Source organism: Aestuariivirga sp. (genome assembly GCF_046093005.1).
Lineage (GTDB): Bacteria > Pseudomonadota > Alphaproteobacteria > Rhizobiales > Aestuariivirgaceae > Aestuariivirga.
In genome coordinates, this window is record NZ_JBJTER010000063.1 from 1 (window position 1) to 16,834 (window position 16,834).

A 16,834-nucleotide genomic window follows, 5' to 3' on the forward strand; every position below is an offset into this window, starting at 1 on the left:
GTCATGCAAACTGGCCTCCAACCCAGTGGCCAGCTTGAATCAGACCTCAGGTGATTTGGGAATCCCCTTTCGATTCAATCAGACTGAAAATTGCTCTAGCGTCCCGGCAGAAGCCGCTCTAATGCCGGCCTTAATGGCGAGTCTTGCTCCAGATTTTAGGAGCAGTGAACCGCAGGCAACAGCCTTTTTCCGGAATGTCGCCAGCTGTGATTTCTTATCTTTGTCCTCGATGAGGATTACAACTTCTCTTGCAAGAGCGGCAAAGGCATCTTCGACATAATCATTTTCGAATGCATCAAAATATATAACGGGAAAGGAATTTTCTCTATGCTCAAGGCTGTGTTTCCATTGCTTGAGAAAAGTTGTCTTACCCGATCCCCAATCGCCATCAAGCGCTATAACCAAGGGCTGCTCTACTTCACTGATAAGATTTGTAAGTCCTTCAGCTAGGCGCTCGTTACCAAAAAGATCATTCTCAAATGGCGCTTGTGGGTTCACATTTGGAGGTTCGGGGAGTATCTTCATTGACATCATCGGAGTTAGTGGGTGGGGATAGTGAAACTTGAGAGAAAGCCATTGAGATCAGTGCAGGAACAGAGACATCAGCGGGCCATTTCTTTCTCCCTATCTCCTTCCCAGCCATTGAGAGCCAGCAGGTCAGGCGCGATAGAGGCAATTCTTTCGCAAAACGCATCAAAGCTCGCCGCTTCGGTCGCGAGACCGGGCACTTCAGAATCTGACACATACCAAACTCCCGCATCGCGGTCGAAGGTGGCCTTAACGACAAGCAGAGCCATTGCAACTCCCCAATTGCTTATGCGGGATGCTGTGCGCTCACCGCGCGGCAGTCAAGCCATTCCGTCTAAAGGCCCAACGCGCAACTTTCCTTGTCGCGGTGAGCGCAGTTGCCAGCCGGGGCGGGCGCCGCGCATGGTTCGTGACCGGCAATGACTTTGATCGAGGTCTTCTTGGTATTGAGGCCCGTGATCCACATATGAACCTTGCTCGGCGTGAGGAGCTTCGACAGCGTGCCGGTTTTGGCAGGGCCAGAACATTGATCGAAACCGACGTCTCCTTGAAATAGTCTCCCGCAAGCCACGCCTCGCATGTGCTCTCGCCGCTCTGGGCAAAAGCAATCACGGATGACGCTACGGCACAAGCCACAACTTGACTCCGTACGCTGTTTCCCCTATGTCCTGCCATCCGCGCGGAAAGGGTCTTGCCCCCGCGCCACATGCGCTGCCTCCGGCAACCCGATTTTGTCTGATATTTCAGACGGTTAAAGCGCACTGGGCCATGGGTTTTCCAGTGCCGCCAAAGGGCGCGGGACAAGAAGGAAGAAGACTATGTACGCAGTCATCAAGACCGGCGGCAAGCAATATCGCGTTGCGGCCGGCGACAAGATCCAGATCGAGAAGCTCGACGGCAACCCGGGCGACGAGGTGAAATTCACCGAAGTGCTGATGGTGGGCGGCGATGGCGCCGTGAACATCGGCGCCCCGCATGTGGCCGGCGCCAGCGTGGTGGCGGAAATCGCCTCGCAGGACCGCGGCCCCCGCGTCATTATCTTCAAGAAGCGCCGGCGCAAGCACTACCGCCGCCGCAACGGCCACCGCCAGGACCTGACCTCGGTGACCATCCGCGAAATCCGCGCCTGAGCGCAGACAGACACCAGGAGATCATCCCATGGCACACAAGAAAGCAGGCGGCTCATCCCGCAACGGGCGCGACACGGCGGGCCGCCGTCTCGGCGTCAAGGCCTTCGGCGGCGAGACCGTCGTGGCCGGTAACATCATCATCCGGCAGCGCGGCACCAAGGTTCATCCTGGCACCGGCGTCGGCATCGGCCGCGATCACACCATCTTCGCGACCGTCCAGGGCGTGGTGAACTTCCGCCGCACCAAGGGCGACCGGCAGACCGTCTCGGTTATCCCAGCCGTGGCGGCGGAGTAACCGGCGGGCTCCAGATCAGCAGCCGCCGGATCCACCGATCCGGCAGCATGGAAAGACCAGAGCGGAAAGGTGGCCTTCCACCTTTCCGTTTTTGTTTGCAGCATGTTCGGATTATTTGCTCTGGCAGCACATAGTAACTGGCGCTACAAGGCGCGATCATGAAATTTCTCGACCAGGCAAAGGTTTATATCCGCTCGGGTGATGGCGGCGCGGGCTCCGTCTCGTTCCGGCGCGAGAAGTTCATCGAGATGGGCGGGCCAGACGGCGGCGACGGCGGCAGGGGCGGCGATGTATGGGCCGAGGCGGTCGATGGCCTCAACACGCTCATTGACTACCGCTACCAGCAGCATTTCAAGGCGGCGACCGGCGGCCATGGCATGGGCCGCCTGCGGGCCGGCGCCAATGCCAGCGACATTGTGCTGAAGGTGCCGGCCGGAACCCAGATTTTCGAAGAGGACAATGAAACACTGGTGGCCGATCTGGCGAAAGTGGGCGACCGGTTCCGCATCGCCAGGGGCGGCAATGGCGGTTTCGGCAACGCCCATTTCAAGTCTTCCACCAACCGCGCGCCGCGCCATGCCAACCCCGGCCAGCCGGGCGAGGAGCGCTGGATCTGGCTGCGCCTCAAACTCATCGCCGATGCCGGCCTGCTGGGGCTTCCCAATGCCGGAAAGTCAACGCTGCTGGCCGCTGTCTCGGCTGCAAAACCGAAGATCGCGGACTATCCCTTCACCACGCTGCACCCGCAGCTTGGCGTCGTACAGGTGGGAAACCACAGCTTCGTGCTGGCTGATATTCCGGGCCTCATCGCGGGCGCGCATGAGGGCCACGGCCTCGGCACCCGGTTTCTGGGCCACGTCGAGCGCTGCGCGGTGCTGCTGCACCTGATCGATGTCACCGCCGAAGACCCGGTGGCGGCCTACCGGGTGATCCGCAAGGAGCTCAAGGCCTATTCGCCAGAGCTGGCCGCCAAGCCGGAGGTGATCGCCTTCAACAAGACCGACCTGCTCTCCACCGAAGCGATCGAAGACAAGCTGAAGGACTTCAAGCGGCGGGTGCGCAAAACACCGCTCCTGGTTTCGGGCGCCACCACCATGGGCGTACCCGCGGCGATGAAGAAGCTCCTTGAAGTGATCGACGCCAGCAGGCGCGGGGATCGCCCCGCCGATGCGCCCGGCATCACCACCGAGGAGTGGCGCCCTTGAGCGCCGCGCGGCTGGAGACGGCGCGGCGCATCGTCGTCAAGATCGGTTCGGCGCTGCTGGTGGACGGCAAGACCGGCGCCATCAAGGCGTCCTGGCTCTCCTCGCTGATCGACGACCTGGCGGACGCACGGGTGCGGGGCGCGGAGATCATCATCGTCTCGTCGGGCGCCATCGCGCTCGGCCGCCGCACGCTGGGCTTGCCGCGCGGCAATCTGCGGCTGGAACAGAAGCAGGCGGCCGCCGCCGTGGGCCAGATCGCGCTGGCCCAGGCCTGGACCGAAGCGCTCCGTACACGGAACATGGTGGCGGCGCAGGTGCTCGTCACCCTCACCGACACCGAGGAGCGGCGGCGCTATCTCAACGCCCGTGCCACACTGGCAACGCTTCTCGAGCAGGGCGCGGTGCCGGTGATCAACGAGAACGACACGGTGGCGACGAGCGAAATCCGCTATGGCGACAATGACCGGCTGGCGGCGCGCGTCGCCTCGATGATGTCGGCGGATTGCCTGGTGCTTCTGTCCGACATCGACGGGCTCTATACAGCACCGCCAGATCAGAAGGGGGCGGCCTTCCTGCCATTGGTGGCGGAGATCACGCCGGAGATCGAGGCGATGGCGGGAAAGCCGGTGTCCGGCGTCGGTTCCGGCGGCATGGTCACCAAGATCGAGGCGGCGAAGATCGCGCTGGGGGCGGGCTGCAACATGGTGATCGCCTCGGGCCATGAGATGCATCCCCTGCGGCGTATCCATGAAGGAAGGCGCTGCACCTGGTTCGTGGCCAATGCCTCCGCGCTGCAATCACGCAAGCGCTGGATTGCCGGAACCCTGCAGCCCATCGGCCGCCTGGTGGTGGACGAGGGCGCCGCGACGGCGCTCGCCAAAGGCAAGAGCCTGCTGCCAGCCGGCGTCAAGACGGTCGCGGGGGCCTTCGCGCGCGGCGACACGGTTTCGATCGTCACCAGCGCCGGCCGCGAGATCGCCCGCGGGCTCGTTGCCTATGACGCCGCCGATGCCACACGCATTCTGGGGCTCAAATCCTCGGAGATCGAGAAGGCCTTGGGGTTCCGGGGACGCGACGAACTCGTGCACCGCGACGACATGGTGCTGATGGGCGGAGACCGCGCATGACGGCAGATATCTCAATCCGCGACATGATGCTGACGCTGGGCCACGCCGCCCGCACGGCCGCAAAGCTGCTGGCGCTGGCGCCGCCCGCGCAGAAGAACCAGGCGCTCAACGCCATGGCGGCGAAAATCCGCCGCTCCACCGCCGACATCCTGTCAGAGAACCGGCGCGATCTCGAGGCCGCGCGGACGAAGGACCTCAAGGCCAGCTTCATCGACCGGTTGACCCTGAACGAGGCCCGCGTCGAGGCGATGGCCAAAGGCCTTGAGGACATCGCCGCTCTGCCCGACCCCGTGGGCGAAGTGAGCGCCAGATGGACAAGGCCCAATGGCCTCGAATTCTCGCGCGTGCGGGTGCCGATCGGGGTGATCGGCATCATCTATGAATCGCGGCCCAATGTGACGGCTGACGCCGGCGGCCTGTGCCTCAAGTCAGGCAATGCGGCGATCCTGCGCGGCGGTTCGGATGGGTTTCATTCTTCCGCGGCGATCATCGCCTGCCTGCAGCGCGGCCTCGACACGGCGGGCCTGCCGCGCACCGCCATCCAGATGGTGCCCACCGCCGACCGTGCCTGCGTGGGCATGATGCTGGACGGCCTCGGCGGCACAATCGACCTGATCGTGCCGCGCGGCGGGAAAAGCCTGGTGGCCCGCGTGCAGCAGGATGCCCGCGTGCCGGTGTTCAGCCATCTCGAGGGCATCTGCCACGTCTATGTCGATAAGGCCGCCGACATCGAGATGGCGCGGAAAGTGGTGCTCAACGCCAAGATGCGGCGCACCGGCGTGTGCGGCGCCGCCGAGACGATCCTGATCGACAGGGCGGGGGCGGACAGATTTCTGAAGCCAATCATCAGTATACTGATTGACGCGGGCTGCGCCGTGCGGGGCGACGAGGCAGCCCAGGCGGCGGATCCGCGCGTGATGCCCGCGGGCGAGGCCGACTGGGGTACGGAATATCTCGACGCCATTGTCGCCATGAAGCTGGTGGATGGCGTTGACGGCGCCATGGCGCATATCGCGCGCTACGGCTCTCAGCACACCGATGCGATCATCACCGGGGACCAGGCCGCCGCCGAACGCTTCCTCAAGGAGGTGGACAGCGCCATCGTTCTGCACAATGCCTCGACGCAATTCGCCGATGGCGGCGAGTTCGGCTTTGGAGCCGAGATCGGAATCGCCACGGGCAAGCTGCATGCACGGGGCCCGGTCGGTGTCGAGCAGCTCACCACCTTCAAATATCAGGTGCGGGGCGCGGGGCAGACACGGCCATGATCCGGAAGGCGCCCGCTTTCGGCGAAGGCCAGCGCATCGGGCTGTTTGGCGGCTCCTTCAACCCGGCGCATTACGGCCACTACCGGGTGGCGCTCTATGCCCTGAAGCGGCTCGATCTCGACTGGGTGTGGTGGCTGGTTTCGCCGCAGAACCCGCTGAAGGACCCCGCCGAGACGGGCGAGTATGCCGGCCGGCTCGCCGGAACAACGGCATTCGCCCGCCATCCGCGTTTCGTGGTGAGCGACATCGAGCAACAGATCGGATCGCGCACCACGGCGGAAACGCTCAGAGCGCTGAAGCCGGCGCTGAAACGCGGGCACTTCGTGTGGATCATGGGCGCCGACAGTTTCGCCAATCTCCACCACTGGCATGACTGGCTGGAGATCATGGAAACGCTGCCACTCGCGGTGCTGGCCAGGCCCGGCTATTCGCTGCGGGCGCTGGGCGGGCCGGCTGCAACCCGCTTCTCGGAAGCGCAGGTGCCAGCCGAGCTGGCGCCGCGCCTGGTCACCATGCGGCCGCCCGCCTGGTGCTTCATTCCGATGCCGCTCCGGCGCGAGAGTTCAACGGCGATCCGCAAGGGCCAGAGCTTCGCAGCACCTGCCCCTTGAACGGCGTCCCCAAAGGCTTTAGCTTGTTAAGTGTTGTTCCACCCGAAGGCATGCGACTCGCAATAGATGCAGAGACGTCACCGGAACCGAGGATCAGACCACTGAAACCACCAGCGAAGAAGACCGCTGCCCGCAAGGCGGCGGCAAAGACCAACGCTGCCGCCCCGCGCAGCAAGGCGCCTGCCCGCCCTAAGGCCATCACCGACCCGCCACCCGTTTCCTTGCCGGATATTCCGCCAGAGCTTCTGGCGGCGTCGCCCAAGCCATCAAAGCCACGCAAGCCGCGGGGCAAGAAGCCGGCAACTTCGAAACCGCAGGGCGCGCTCGACCTGATCCTTTCGCAGCTCGACGATGCCAAGGCGGAGCAGATCGTGACCATTCCGCTGGACTCCAAGGCGGCCGTGGCGGATGCCATGGTGGTGGCCTCCGGGCGCTCCAACCGCCATGTCGGCGCCATCGCCGACCAGCTGGTGCAAAAGCTGAAAGAGAAGGGCTACCGGGACCTGCGCATCGAGGGCATGCCGCAATGCGACTGGGTGCTGGTCGATGCCGGCGATGTGGTGGTGCACATCTTCAGGCCCGAGGTGCGCAGCTTCTACAACCTGGAAAAGCTGTGGTCGGCCAACGCGCCCGCCGCGCCGCCGGTGACGTGACGCCTTGCGGCTTGCCATCATCGCGGCCGGACGGCTGAAACCCGGCCCCGAACGAACGCTTGCCGAGGACTATCTGAAGCGGGCGCAGGGGCTCGGCCGCGGCTGCGGTATCAGCCGGATCGCCATGACCGAATTCAACGAATCGCAGGCGGCTTCCACCGAACTGCGGCTTGCTGAAGAGGGGCGGATCATCGCCGCGGCACTGCCAGACATAAGCTTCGCCGTGGCGCTGGACGAGCGCGGCAAGGCGCTGGCCAGCGCTGACTTCGCGAGTCTGCTCCGCCGCCATCTGGATGGCGGCACCGGCGATGTGGCGTTTCTGATCGGCGGCCCGGACGGCCATGCGCCGGCAGTGCGGGACAAGGCTGCGCTGACCCTGAGCTTCGGACCGATGACCTGGCCACACCGGCTGGTGCGGGTGATGCTGCTCGAGCAGATCTACCGCGCCATCACCATTCTCGCAGGGCACCCGTATCACCGGGCCTGACGGCTCCCGGCAAGGCCGGGAGCCGTGGCAGACGGCGTGTCAATTGGTGATCATGGACATGAAGTTGACCCAGCCGGTGGTGCTGAGCTTGGCCTGGGTCTGAGGATCGAGCGTCACCGTATCCTGGCCGCCGGGCGGAATGGTCATGATCGCCTCATCGGACGGGAGGTCGCCGCCGGCGCTGACATCCGCGAGGTAGAATTGGGCGGGCTTGTCGGTGTCATTCAGGATGTCGATGGTGAAGCTGAAATTGGTCATGCCGTCATAGCCGCCGCGCTTGAAAACCGGCATGGCGAGCAGCTTCTGCTGTGCGGCCTGCAACTGCGGCAGGTTGAGGAACAGGCCCACCGACAGGAGACCCTTGTGCTTGCCATGCGGGAACACGGCGAAGCGCGCGGTGTCGCCTTCCAGCACATTGGTGAGGATCACGGCATCGCTCTGGCCACCGTCGGTGCGGATCAGATTGGTGTTCATCTGGAACTGGCCCGTTGCGCCGTTGCCGGCGGGCGTGCAACCCGTCAGCTGCAGCGGCACGTCAGGCGTGGAGATCGTCTCGACCGACATGGTGCCTTCGTCCCTGCACCATTGCGGCGTCACGAAGGTGCCGGTGATCGCGGCGCTCACCGGGACGGGCGCTCCCGATTGCGCGACCGACATGATCTCCGACACGCGCATCGGCGTCCGGGTATCGATCTGGCACCCGGCAAGGACAAGGGCCACGGCGCCGGCAGCAAGGCTTGAAACGAAGGTTCTGCGCGTAATCATTGTTTTTCTCCGGGAAAGACTTGAGGGCGGGACAAGAGGGGATCTCTATTGCGATGTTCTTTCTATAGCCCTGATGAGCGGCGCCGTCGAGATTGCCGGGCGCCGCGCCACAGAAGTCGGGGATGAATCAGTCCTTATTCAGCATGGCATCCTGCAATCTTTTGCGGTCAGCTTCGCTGAGAACCGGGCGGTCGAGCTTGACGGTGAGCCGGTCAAGCCTGGCGGTGAGCTGAAACGGCGGCTGATAGTCGGCGTCGTTCACGCCAGTGAGCGTGTCCGAGCCGACATCAAAGCTCTCGTCCCATTGCAGGATCATCGGCAGCGTTTGCTTCATGACCTGGGTGGCAACCACCTTGCCATCGACCGACAAGGTGCCGGTGCCGGAGCGGCCAACGCCTTCGAAGTCATTGAAGGCCAGGGTTTCCGGCCCGAGGCCGTCATATTTGAAGTCGAAGACCACCGTGTGCTTGCCAGGGCTCAGCGCATCGGGGCCTTCCCACTTCAGGCGCTCGAGATCGACCATGTTCCACAGCCACACCGGCTTGCCCTGGAGAAGGTAGAAACCATAGCCGCCGAAGCGGCCGCCAGAGGTGAGGATCATGCCCTCAGCACCGCCTTCCGGCACTTCGACCTCCGCGGTGACGGTGTAGGAGGTGTTGAGCAGCAGCGGGGAGTCACCCTGCGGCAGGCCGACCATTGGCACGGTATAGACAAATTCCGAACGGCCTGCCGTGATGTTGGGGCGCGGGGCCACGATGCGCGAGGCTACCGAGGCATCAAGCGGCAAGACGTTGTATTTCCGGGCCTCCGCCAGAAACACTTTCTTCAGTTCCTCGACCTTCTCCGGGTGTTGCGCCGCGATGTCCGTCACCTGCGAATAGTCATCCTTGAGATTGAAGAGCTCCCAGGTGACGTTGTTGAGCGGATCGGGGTTAGCGGGTCCGAAGGCCTCCCACGGCGCACGCTTCACCTTGGTGCTGAGCATCCAGCCATCCTGATAGATGGCGTGATCGCCGAACATCTCGAAATACTGCGTCGTACGACGCGACGGCGCATCGGCGTTGCTGGCGTCAAATGTATAGGCGAAGCTGATGCCTTCGACCGGCGCCTGCCTGATGCCGTCAACGACGTCTGGCGCGCGGATGCCGGTGGCCTCCAGGATGGTCGGCACCACGTCGATCACATGCATGAACTGGTTGCGGATGCCGCCCGGATCAGAGATGTGACCCGGCCACGACACCGCCATGCCCTGTCTGACGCCGCCCAGATGCGAGGCGATCTGCTTGAACCAGCTGAACGGCGTATCGAAGGCCCAGGACCAGGCTGCCGACATATGGTTATAGGTCTGGTCAGTGCCCCAGACGTCGTACCACTTCATCTGCACATCGACGGGCAGCTTGTTGAGGCCGTTGAAGAAGGCCACCTCATTGGGCGTGCCGAGCGGGCCGCCTTCGGCCGAGGTGCCATTGTCGCCGTTGATGTAGATGATCAGGGTGTCGTTCAGCTTGCCCATATCCTCCACCGCCTGGATGACCCGGCCGATCTCATGATCGGTATAGGCGGCATAGGCGGCGAAGACCTCGACCTGGCGGATGAACAGTTTCCTCTCATCGTCCGTCGTTTGGTCCCACGGCTTCAGAATGTCCGATGGCCAGGGCGAAAGCCTGGCGTCCGGCGGGATGACGCCGAGCTTCTTCTGGTTGGAAAAAATCCGTTCACGGAGCTTCTCATAGCCGTCATCGAACAGGTGCATGGCATGGATCTTGTCCACCCATTCCTGGGTCGGATGGTGGGGCGCATGCGTGCCGCCGGGAACGTAATAGACAAAGAACGGTTTGGAAGGATCGATCTGGTTCAGCTGGTTCATGTAGCTGATGGCGTCATCCGCCATGCCGGTGGTGAGGTTCCAGCCCGGCTTGCCTTCGAAGGGATAGATCTGCGTGGTGTTGCGGAACAGGTTGGGCTGCCACTGGTTGGTGTCGCCGCCCACGAAGCCATAGAAATACTCGAAACCCATGCCGACCGGCCACTGATCGAAAGGCCCGGCCTGGCTCGCCTGGAAGGCGGGCGTATTGTGGTTCTTGCCGAACCACGACGTGGCATAGCCATTGTCCTTCATGATACGGCCGATGGTTGCCTTGTCCTTGCCGATGATCGAATTGTAGCCGGGAAAACCGGTCGCCTGCTCCGAGATGACGCCGAAGCCCGCCGAATGATGATTGCGGCCGGTGATCAGCGCCGCGCGGGTGGGCGAGCACAGCGCCGTCGAATGCATCTGGGTGTAGCGCAGGCCGTTTGCCGCCACCCGGTCCAGCGCCGGGGTGGGGATCACGCCGCCAAAGGTCGATGGCACGCCGTAGCCGGAGTCGTCCGTCATGATCAGCAGCACATTGGGTGCGCCCTTGGGGGGCAAGATCCGGGGCGGCCACCATGGGGTGGACTGCAAGGCGCCATCCTTGATCACGCCGCCAAACGGCGGGGCCGGCGCCGGCAACTGCTCGCCACTGATCGACATGGTGGCGCCCGGCGAGCCGGGCGTGCCGTTGATCTGCTGCGCAACCGCCATGCCGCTGGCTGTCATCATGAGCAGACCTGCTGCCATGCGTGAAACGGCTGTCCTGAAACCCATGGCTTCCCCTTTCGGACGGCCATTCCGGCCGCCTGCAACTGTGATAATGCGCAACACAGCAGATCGGCTCATTCTCGGCCTTGATCCAGGACAACCCATCGCGACAGCGCCGGGACAACTGACCAATGTTATGGGTTGTCTGTTGGCGCGGTGACATGATTAACCAAATGTAAATCGCCTCCGGGCATTGCTCGGGTCTAACCTCCCACGCTGAAGGACTCATGCGGCGTCTCGCTGTCATAATTGCCATGCCGGTAATGGCGCTGGCCGCCAGTCCTCCGGCCGCCATGGGCCAGGACGCACAACAGCTCGAAACCCTCCAGCAGCAGATCGAGAGCGGCAAAGCGAATGAGGCGCGGCTGGCCGGGGAGATCGCCGCCGCCATCGCCGCGGAAGATGAGGTAGGGCGGAAGCTCGCGGCCATCGCCGGGGAGGTTCAGGCCCAGGAAGAGGTGGTGGCGAAAAGCGAGGCCGAACTCGCCGTCATGCAGCGCGAGCGCGCTTCGGTTCTAGCCGAGCTGGGCGAGAAACAGGATGCGCTCTCGGAACTGCTGGCAGGGCTGCAACAGCTGGAGCAGAACCCGCCGCCCGCCCTGGTGGTGCGGCCGGACGACATTCTCGCGGCGCTGCGCGGCGCCATGCTCCTCGGGACCATCGCCCCGGACCTGCAAGACCAGGCGGCGGAACTCACCACCCGGCTCGACCGGCTGCAGGAACTGGAAGCCACCATACGGACCCGCAAGGACGACGTGGCCCGCGAGATTGCCCGGCTGAACAGCCAGCGCGGCGACCTCGGCCAGCTGGTGGAGCAGAAGCGGGCCTTGGTCAGCAAAGGCAATACCGACCTTGAGGCGGAACGCCAGCGGACGGCCGAACTGGCCGAGAAAGCCAAATCCCTCAAGCAGTTGCTCGACAGGCTGGCGGAAGAGCGCCAGCAGGCGGATGCCGCCGCCTCGGCCGCCGAACAGGAACGCCAGCGGAAAGAGGCGCTGTTGCGCCAGCCCAAGCTGGCCTTCGCGGATGCCAAGGGCAAGCTCTCCCTGCCGGCCCAGGGCCAGGTGTTGCTCCTTTATGGCGAGCCCGACGGACTCGGCCGCGACACGCAGGGCCTGATGATCGCCACCCTGGCCGGCGCCCAGGTGACCGCCCCGGCCGATGGCAAGGTGGAATTCGCCGGTTCCTTCCGGTCCTACGGCCAGATGGTCATTCTCAACCCCGGGGGCGGCTACCGGGTGCTGCTCGCCGGGATGGACAGGCTGACGGCGAATGTGGGAGAGTTCCTCCGGGCCGGGGAGCCGGTGGGAGAAATGGGCAGTGGCCCTGCTTCCGTCACACTTTTCGGCGATCTGGCAACGGACGGACGGCCGGTGCTATACATCGAATTCAGGAATGGCGCCGAAGCCATCGATTCAAGCCCCTGGTGGGCCGGTGATTTGAAAGAGGCACGAGGATGAAGAATAACCGTTTGCACAATGTCGGCCTGGTGCTGGCGGGCGCAGTGTCCACCGCCCTGCTGTGGCACGCCTTCGGCGCCGCGGGCGCCACCTCAAATGCGGATACCTACAAGCAGCTCAACCTGTTTGGTGACGTGTTCGACCGGGTACGGGCCGATTACGTTGAGGATCCGGACGAGCAGAAGATGATCGAAGCCGCCATCAACGGCATGCTGGCTTCGCTCGATCCGCATTCCAGCTACATGAACAAGAAGCAATTCCAGGACATGAGCGTGCAGACCCGCGGCGAGTTCGGCGGGCTTGGCATCGAAGTCACCATGGAAAACGGCCTGATCAAGGTGGTCTCGCCGATCGACGACACGCCGGCCTCGCGCGCCGGGCTGCAGGCCAACGACCTGATCGTGAAAATCGATGGCACGGATATTCAGGGCATGACCCTGAACGAGGCTGTCGACAAGATGCGCGGCAAGGTCGGCACCGACATCATCCTCACCATCCAGCGCAAGGGCAGGGATGCCTTCGAGCAGAAGCTGACGCGCGACCGCATCAAGGTTCAGTCGGTGAAGTATTCGATCGAAGGCAACGACATCGGCTACATCCGCATTTCGTCCTTCACGGAGCAGACCCAGGAAGGCCTCGAGAAGGCCATGGCGCATTTCCGCACCACGCTGGGCGACAAGGTCAAGGGTTACATCATCGACCTCCGCAATGACCCCGGCGGCCTGCTCGACATGGCCATTGCCGTGTCGGATACCTTCCTCGACAAGGGCGAGATCGTATCCACCCGCGGCCGCCATGCCGATGAAGCGCAGCGTTTCAACGCCACCAAGGGCGACCTTGCCGGCGGCAAGCCGGTGGTGGTGCTGATCAACGGCGGCTCCGCCTCGGCCTCGGAAATCGTGGCGGGCGCGCTGCAGGATCACAAGCGGGCGACCGTCATCGGCACCCGCAGCTTCGGCAAGGGCTCGGTGCAGACCATCATCCCGCTCGGCGGCGAAGGTGCGTTGCGGCTGACCACCGCGCGCTACTACACGCCCGCCGGCCGGTCGATCCAGGCCAAGGGCATCGACGCCGACATCGTGATCGAGCAGGAACTGCCGCCCGAACTCAAGGGCAAGGACGTTTCGACCGAAGGCGAAGCCGGGCTTCGCGGCCACCTGAGCAATGAGGGCGGCGGCGAGGAAGGCGGCGGCTCCTCGGCCTATGTGCCCGAGGACAAGACCAAGGACGTGCAGCTCAAGGCGGCGATCGACCTGCTGAACGGCGTGAAGGTGGTCTCCAACGTCAAGCCGAAGACGGAGACAACCGGCAAGGACGCGCCGGCCGAGGCCACCGCGAACTGACCGGCGGCTCGCGTCCGCGATTCAGGGTTAACAGGACGTTAACGCTTGCCGCCTGAGATTCGTCGGCTAACGAATCACTGTGATCGCGACGTCCTGTGCCCACGCCCCGTGACGAATTCCACCAGCCCTTACGCAGGCTGAGCCGCAGGCCGCGGCGGCGGCGCATGATGCCGCTCACCATCGCGGCGATCTCGCTGCTTGGCGTCGTCGCGGCGGGTGGCGTCTGGCTCACACGCCTGCCGCCGCCCCCGGCCGCAACGCCAGCTCCCGCTGTGGCAGTGCCGCCAGCGGCGGCGGCCTCCGAGCTGTTCACCGGCTCCATCGGCAAGGCGAGCGATGTGCCGCCGCCCGCGCAATCCGAGGCCGAAACCCTCCCAGCCGAGGATGTGATCGACCAGAGCGCCGCCGAGATGGAGAGTATGGCGGCGGACGCCGGGCCCGCCGAACCGCCAGAAGCCATCGAGGAAGCCTCGATCATCGCCGCCCCTAACCGGCCGCTGCGCAAAGCCCCCATCGCTGCCGTGACCGAAACCACGGCGCAAGGCCCGCTGCCGCGCATCTCAAGCGGCGGCAAAACGCCGTTCGAGGCCTATTCGCACGCCACGCCACTGGCGGTTCTGCATACGAACCAGCCAAAGATCGTGCTGGTGCTGGGCGGCATGGGGCTCAATGCCCGCCTCACCCGCAAGGCCATCGAGGAACTTCCCGGAGACATCACGTTCGGCTTCGCACCCTATGGCGATGACCTTCAGGCCCAGGTGAACAAGGCGCGGTCGCGCGGCCACGAGATTCTGCTGCAGGTGCCGATGGAGCCGCTTGGCTATCCCGGCAACAACCCAGGCCCCCACACGCTGCTGAGCGATGCGTTGCCGAAAGAAAATCTCGACGCGCTCAGATGGCACATGAGCCGCTTTGCCGGCTATTCCGGCATCACCAATTACATGGGCGCAAGACTGCTCGGCGCCGAGGACGCGCTCAGGCCGGTGATGCGGGAAATGACGGCGCGCGGGCTGGCCTATCTCGAGGACGCCACCGTCAGCCTTACCCTGTCGCCCAAGCTGGGAGCGGAGACAGGCCTGCCGATGCGGCAGGCCAGCATGGTGATCGACGCCGCGCCGACAGCACCCGCCATCGCCGCGGCGCTGGCCCAGCTTGAACAGGAGGCGATCGCCAATGGCGTGGCGATTGCCACCGGATCGGGATTGGAAATCACCATCGACACCGTTGCGGAATGGGCGAAAACCCTGCAGGAGAAGGGCATCCTGCTGGTGCCCTTGAGCGCCGCCTATAAGGGAAACCCCGCCTGATGGCCCGTCATGACGAGATTACCGCCTACCGCCCCTGCGTGGGCGTGATGCTGTTCAACACGCAAGGCCTCGTATGGGTCGGCCGCCGCTTCGACAAGCAGAACGACGAAGGCACGGGGCACTGGTGGCAAATGCCGCAGGGCGGCATCGACAAGGGCGAGGATGCCAGGCTGGCGGCGCTGCGCGAACTGGCCGAGGAAACCGCCGTCACCTCAGCCGAGGTGATCGGCGAATCCCGCCAGTGGCACAATTACGATCTGCCGGAACATCTGATCGGCAAGTCATGGAACGGCAAATACCGCGGCCAGACGCAGAAATGGTTCGCGCTGCGGTTTCTGGGCGATGACAGCGAGATCAACCTGAAGCCACCCGGCCACAAGCAGGAATTCGACCAGTGGCGCTGGGCCAGCATGGACGAGGTGCTGGCGATGATTGTGCCGTTCAAACGCCAGGTCTATGAGCAGGTGATTGCCGAATTCCGGCACCTGGGAGCGTGAGACAATCGACGACTCACAATCTGTCGATCCACTCATGATCCGGATCGGCTGCGAGCAGTGCCTGCTTCAACCATCGCCGATCCTGCAACCGCATTGCCGGCAACACAGTTTCAAAATCATGACGGTCCTTCTCCTGGATGCGCTTGCTCTTGAAAAGCAAGGCAATGGCGGGATTTAACACAGGCAAGCCGGAAGACGTCATCAGCATGGCCTCCGACGCCGGCATGCGCACCTGCGGATTACGCCGGTACCACCAGACATCGCCCTCACGCTCGATCATCAGTACCTCCATCGTCTGCCGGCCATTCTGGCCATGGGCATTGTGGACAGGGAGTTCGAGGCGGGCCTGGGCGAGCCAAGGCCGAGGCACACCATTAACGAATGTTTGCCACTGCCAATCGGCAAAGCAGGACCGAAAGGCGGTCTGATCCTGGCGCCAGATGACGATGTCGACATCCGCATGATAGCGGCTCTCCCGGCCTGCCCAGACATCGCAGGCCCACCCGCCACCAATACACCACGGCGCGTGGAAGTCCTTCATCAGGGCTTGGTATTGGCGCAGAGGGACAAGGCTCATGTGATGCTCCGGGTTATCTTTCAATAGAGCAATTTTCAGTCTGATTGAATCGAAAGGGGATTCCCAAATCACCTGAGGTCTGATTCAAGCTGGCCACTGGGTTGGAGGCCAGTTTGCATGACCAAGCCTTATCCGATGGAGATGCGCGTTCGTGCTGTGCGGTTTGTGGAGGCAGGCGAAAGCCGCCATGCGGTAGCCGAGCGCCTTGGCGTCAGCGTATCGAGCGTTATCAAATGGCTGCAGCGCTTCGACAGGACGGGGAGCGTGGCGCCTGGCAAGATCGGCGGGCATCGCCGTCCGAAGATTGCCGGAACCCATCGCGAATGGGTTCTGGCTCAGCTGGATGCGGGGGACGTCACGTTGCACGGCCTCAGCGACGGCCTTGCCCGGCGCGGCCTGAAGGTCGGTCCCGCCACGGTCTGGAAGTTTCTGCGCCGCGAGGGACGGCGCTTCAAAAAAAACGGTTCATGGGGCTGAGCAGAGCCGCAGGGATGTGGCGCGGCGCCGCTACTGGTGGCGGAAATATCAGACCCGGATCGAGCCCTCACGCCTGGTCTTCATCGATGAGACCTGGACCAAGACCAACATGGCCCCGATCCGCGGCTGGGGCCTCAAGGGCAAGCGTCTCAACGCCTATGTTCCGCATGGCCATTGGAAGACGCTCACCTTCCTGGCGGCGCTGCGCCACGATCGGCTGACCGCGCCCTGCGTATTTGACGGCCCGATCAATGGCGAGAGCTTCCTCCGGTATGTCGAGCAGTTCCTTGTTCCCACGCTGAAGCCCGGGGACCTCGTCGTCATGGACAATCTCGGTAGCCACAAGGGCGAGGCGGTGCGGGCTGCCATCAAGGCCGCAGGCGCCAGGCTCATCTTCCTGCCGCCCTACAGTCCGGACCTGAACCCGATCGAACAGGTCTTCGCCAAGCTCAAGCACCTGCTGAGAAAAGCCAAGGAAAGA

The 16,834-nt window shown here is 63.8% G+C and carries 17 protein-coding genes and 1 pseudogene; 13 read left to right on the plus strand and 5 right to left on the minus strand.

Annotated features, from left to right (window positions below; all coding sequences use genetic code 11):
* Positions 1-78: 78 nt before the first annotated feature.
* The gene (locus ACKOED_RS05215) at positions 79-525 is read right to left on the minus strand and encodes a P-loop NTPase fold protein (protein WP_408915522.1); all 447 of its coding nucleotides are present in this window, start codon (positions 523-525) and stop codon (positions 79-81) included.
* Positions 526-602: 77 nt separating this feature from the next.
* Positions 603-797 carry a DUF1902 domain-containing protein gene (locus tag ACKOED_RS05220; RefSeq protein ID WP_408915523.1) on the minus strand — a complete coding sequence of 65 codons (195 nt, stop codon included), beginning with the start codon at positions 795-797 and terminating at the stop codon, positions 603-605.
* Between the two features lie 549 nt (positions 798-1,346).
* On the opposite strand from ACKOED_RS05220, the gene rplU reads away from it, so the two are divergent.
* The 8 genes from rplU to rlmH all read left to right on the plus strand — a co-directional run bounded on the left by rplU (position 1,347) and on the right by rlmH (position 7,304).
* Positions 1,347-1,658 carry a 50S ribosomal protein L21 gene (gene rplU, locus ACKOED_RS05225; protein WP_408915525.1) on the plus strand — a complete coding sequence of 104 codons (312 nt, stop codon included), beginning with the start codon at positions 1,347-1,349 and terminating at the stop codon, positions 1,656-1,658.
* 28 nt (positions 1,659-1,686) lie between these two features.
* Positions 1,687-1,953, plus strand: a complete 267-nt coding sequence (gene rpmA, locus ACKOED_RS05230) for a 50S ribosomal protein L27 (protein ID WP_408915526.1) — start codon at positions 1,687-1,689, stop codon at positions 1,951-1,953.
* 158 nt (positions 1,954-2,111) lie between these two features.
* Complete coding sequence (obgE, locus tag ACKOED_RS05235) at positions 2,112-3,158, plus strand: GTPase ObgE (RefSeq protein ID WP_408915527.1); 1,047 nt, start codon at positions 2,112-2,114, stop codon at positions 3,156-3,158.
* Positions 3,155-4,285 carry a glutamate 5-kinase gene (proB, locus tag ACKOED_RS05240; RefSeq protein WP_408915528.1) on the plus strand — a complete coding sequence of 377 codons (1,131 nt, stop codon included), beginning with the start codon at positions 3,155-3,157 and terminating at the stop codon, positions 4,283-4,285. The genes obgE and proB overlap by 4 nt, the downstream gene beginning before the upstream one ends.
* Positions 4,282-5,553: a glutamate-5-semialdehyde dehydrogenase gene (locus ACKOED_RS05245; RefSeq protein WP_408915529.1), complete on the plus strand. Its 1,272-nt coding sequence runs from the start codon at positions 4,282-4,284 to the stop codon at positions 5,551-5,553. The genes proB and ACKOED_RS05245 overlap by 4 nt, the downstream gene beginning before the upstream one ends.
* Positions 5,550-6,164 (plus strand): nicotinate-nucleotide adenylyltransferase, encoded by a 615-nt coding sequence (locus tag ACKOED_RS05250; RefSeq protein WP_408915530.1) that lies wholly within the window; start codon positions 5,550-5,552, stop codon positions 6,162-6,164. The genes ACKOED_RS05245 and ACKOED_RS05250 overlap by 4 nt, the downstream gene beginning before the upstream one ends.
* A 50-nt stretch (positions 6,165-6,214) precedes the next feature.
* Complete coding sequence (gene rsfS, locus ACKOED_RS05255; RefSeq protein WP_408915531.1) at positions 6,215-6,817, plus strand: ribosome silencing factor; 603 nt, start codon at positions 6,215-6,217, stop codon at positions 6,815-6,817.
* 4 nt (positions 6,818-6,821) lie between these two features.
* Entirely contained in the window at positions 6,822-7,304 is a 483-nt protein-coding gene (gene rlmH / locus ACKOED_RS05260) for a 23S rRNA (pseudouridine(1915)-N(3))-methyltransferase RlmH (protein WP_408915532.1), read from the plus strand.
* A 39-nt stretch (positions 7,305-7,343) separates the two neighbouring features.
* On the opposite strand, the gene ACKOED_RS05265 is transcribed toward rlmH, so the two are convergent.
* On the minus strand, positions 7,344-8,069 hold the full coding sequence (locus ACKOED_RS05265) for a hypothetical protein (RefSeq protein WP_408915533.1): 726 nt from the start codon (positions 8,067-8,069) through the stop codon (positions 7,344-7,346).
* A gap of 127 nt (positions 8,070-8,196) precedes the next feature.
* Positions 8,197-10,650 (minus strand): arylsulfatase, encoded by a 2,454-nt coding sequence (locus ACKOED_RS05270; protein ID WP_408915539.1) that lies wholly within the window; start codon positions 10,648-10,650, stop codon positions 8,197-8,199.
* A 269-nt stretch (positions 10,651-10,919) separates the two neighbouring features.
* Between ACKOED_RS05270 and ACKOED_RS05275 the strand changes: the two genes are divergently transcribed.
* From ACKOED_RS05275 to ACKOED_RS05290, 4 genes are all read left to right on the plus strand, one after another.
* On the plus strand, positions 10,920-12,152 hold the full coding sequence (locus ACKOED_RS05275; protein WP_408915534.1) for a murein hydrolase activator EnvC family protein: 1,233 nt from the start codon (positions 10,920-10,922) through the stop codon (positions 12,150-12,152).
* Complete coding sequence (locus tag ACKOED_RS05280) at positions 12,149-13,495, plus strand: S41 family peptidase (RefSeq protein WP_408915535.1); 1,347 nt, start codon at positions 12,149-12,151, stop codon at positions 13,493-13,495. The genes ACKOED_RS05275 and ACKOED_RS05280 overlap by 4 nt, the downstream gene beginning before the upstream one ends.
* 164 nt (positions 13,496-13,659) lie before the next feature.
* Positions 13,660-14,802, plus strand: coding sequence for a divergent polysaccharide deacetylase family protein (locus ACKOED_RS05285; RefSeq protein ID WP_408915536.1), 1,143 nt, complete (start codon positions 13,660-13,662; stop codon positions 14,800-14,802).
* Positions 14,802-15,299: an RNA pyrophosphohydrolase gene (locus ACKOED_RS05290; RefSeq protein WP_408915537.1), complete on the plus strand. Its 498-nt coding sequence runs from the start codon at positions 14,802-14,804 to the stop codon at positions 15,297-15,299. The genes ACKOED_RS05285 and ACKOED_RS05290 overlap by 1 nt, the downstream gene beginning before the upstream one ends.
* A 13-nt stretch (positions 15,300-15,312) precedes the next feature.
* Here ACKOED_RS05290 and ACKOED_RS05295 read toward each other — a convergent pair whose 3' ends face one another.
* A complete protein-coding gene (locus ACKOED_RS05295; RefSeq protein ID WP_408915538.1) occupies positions 15,313-15,876 on the minus strand; it encodes a nucleotidyltransferase domain-containing protein in 564 nt (187 codons plus the stop codon).
* Positions 15,877-15,993: 117 nt separating this feature from the next.
* On the opposite strand from ACKOED_RS05295, the pseudogene ACKOED_RS05300 reads away from it, so the two are divergent.
* Positions 15,994-16,834: pseudogene (locus ACKOED_RS05300) on the plus strand (IS630 family transposase); the annotation flags it as partial.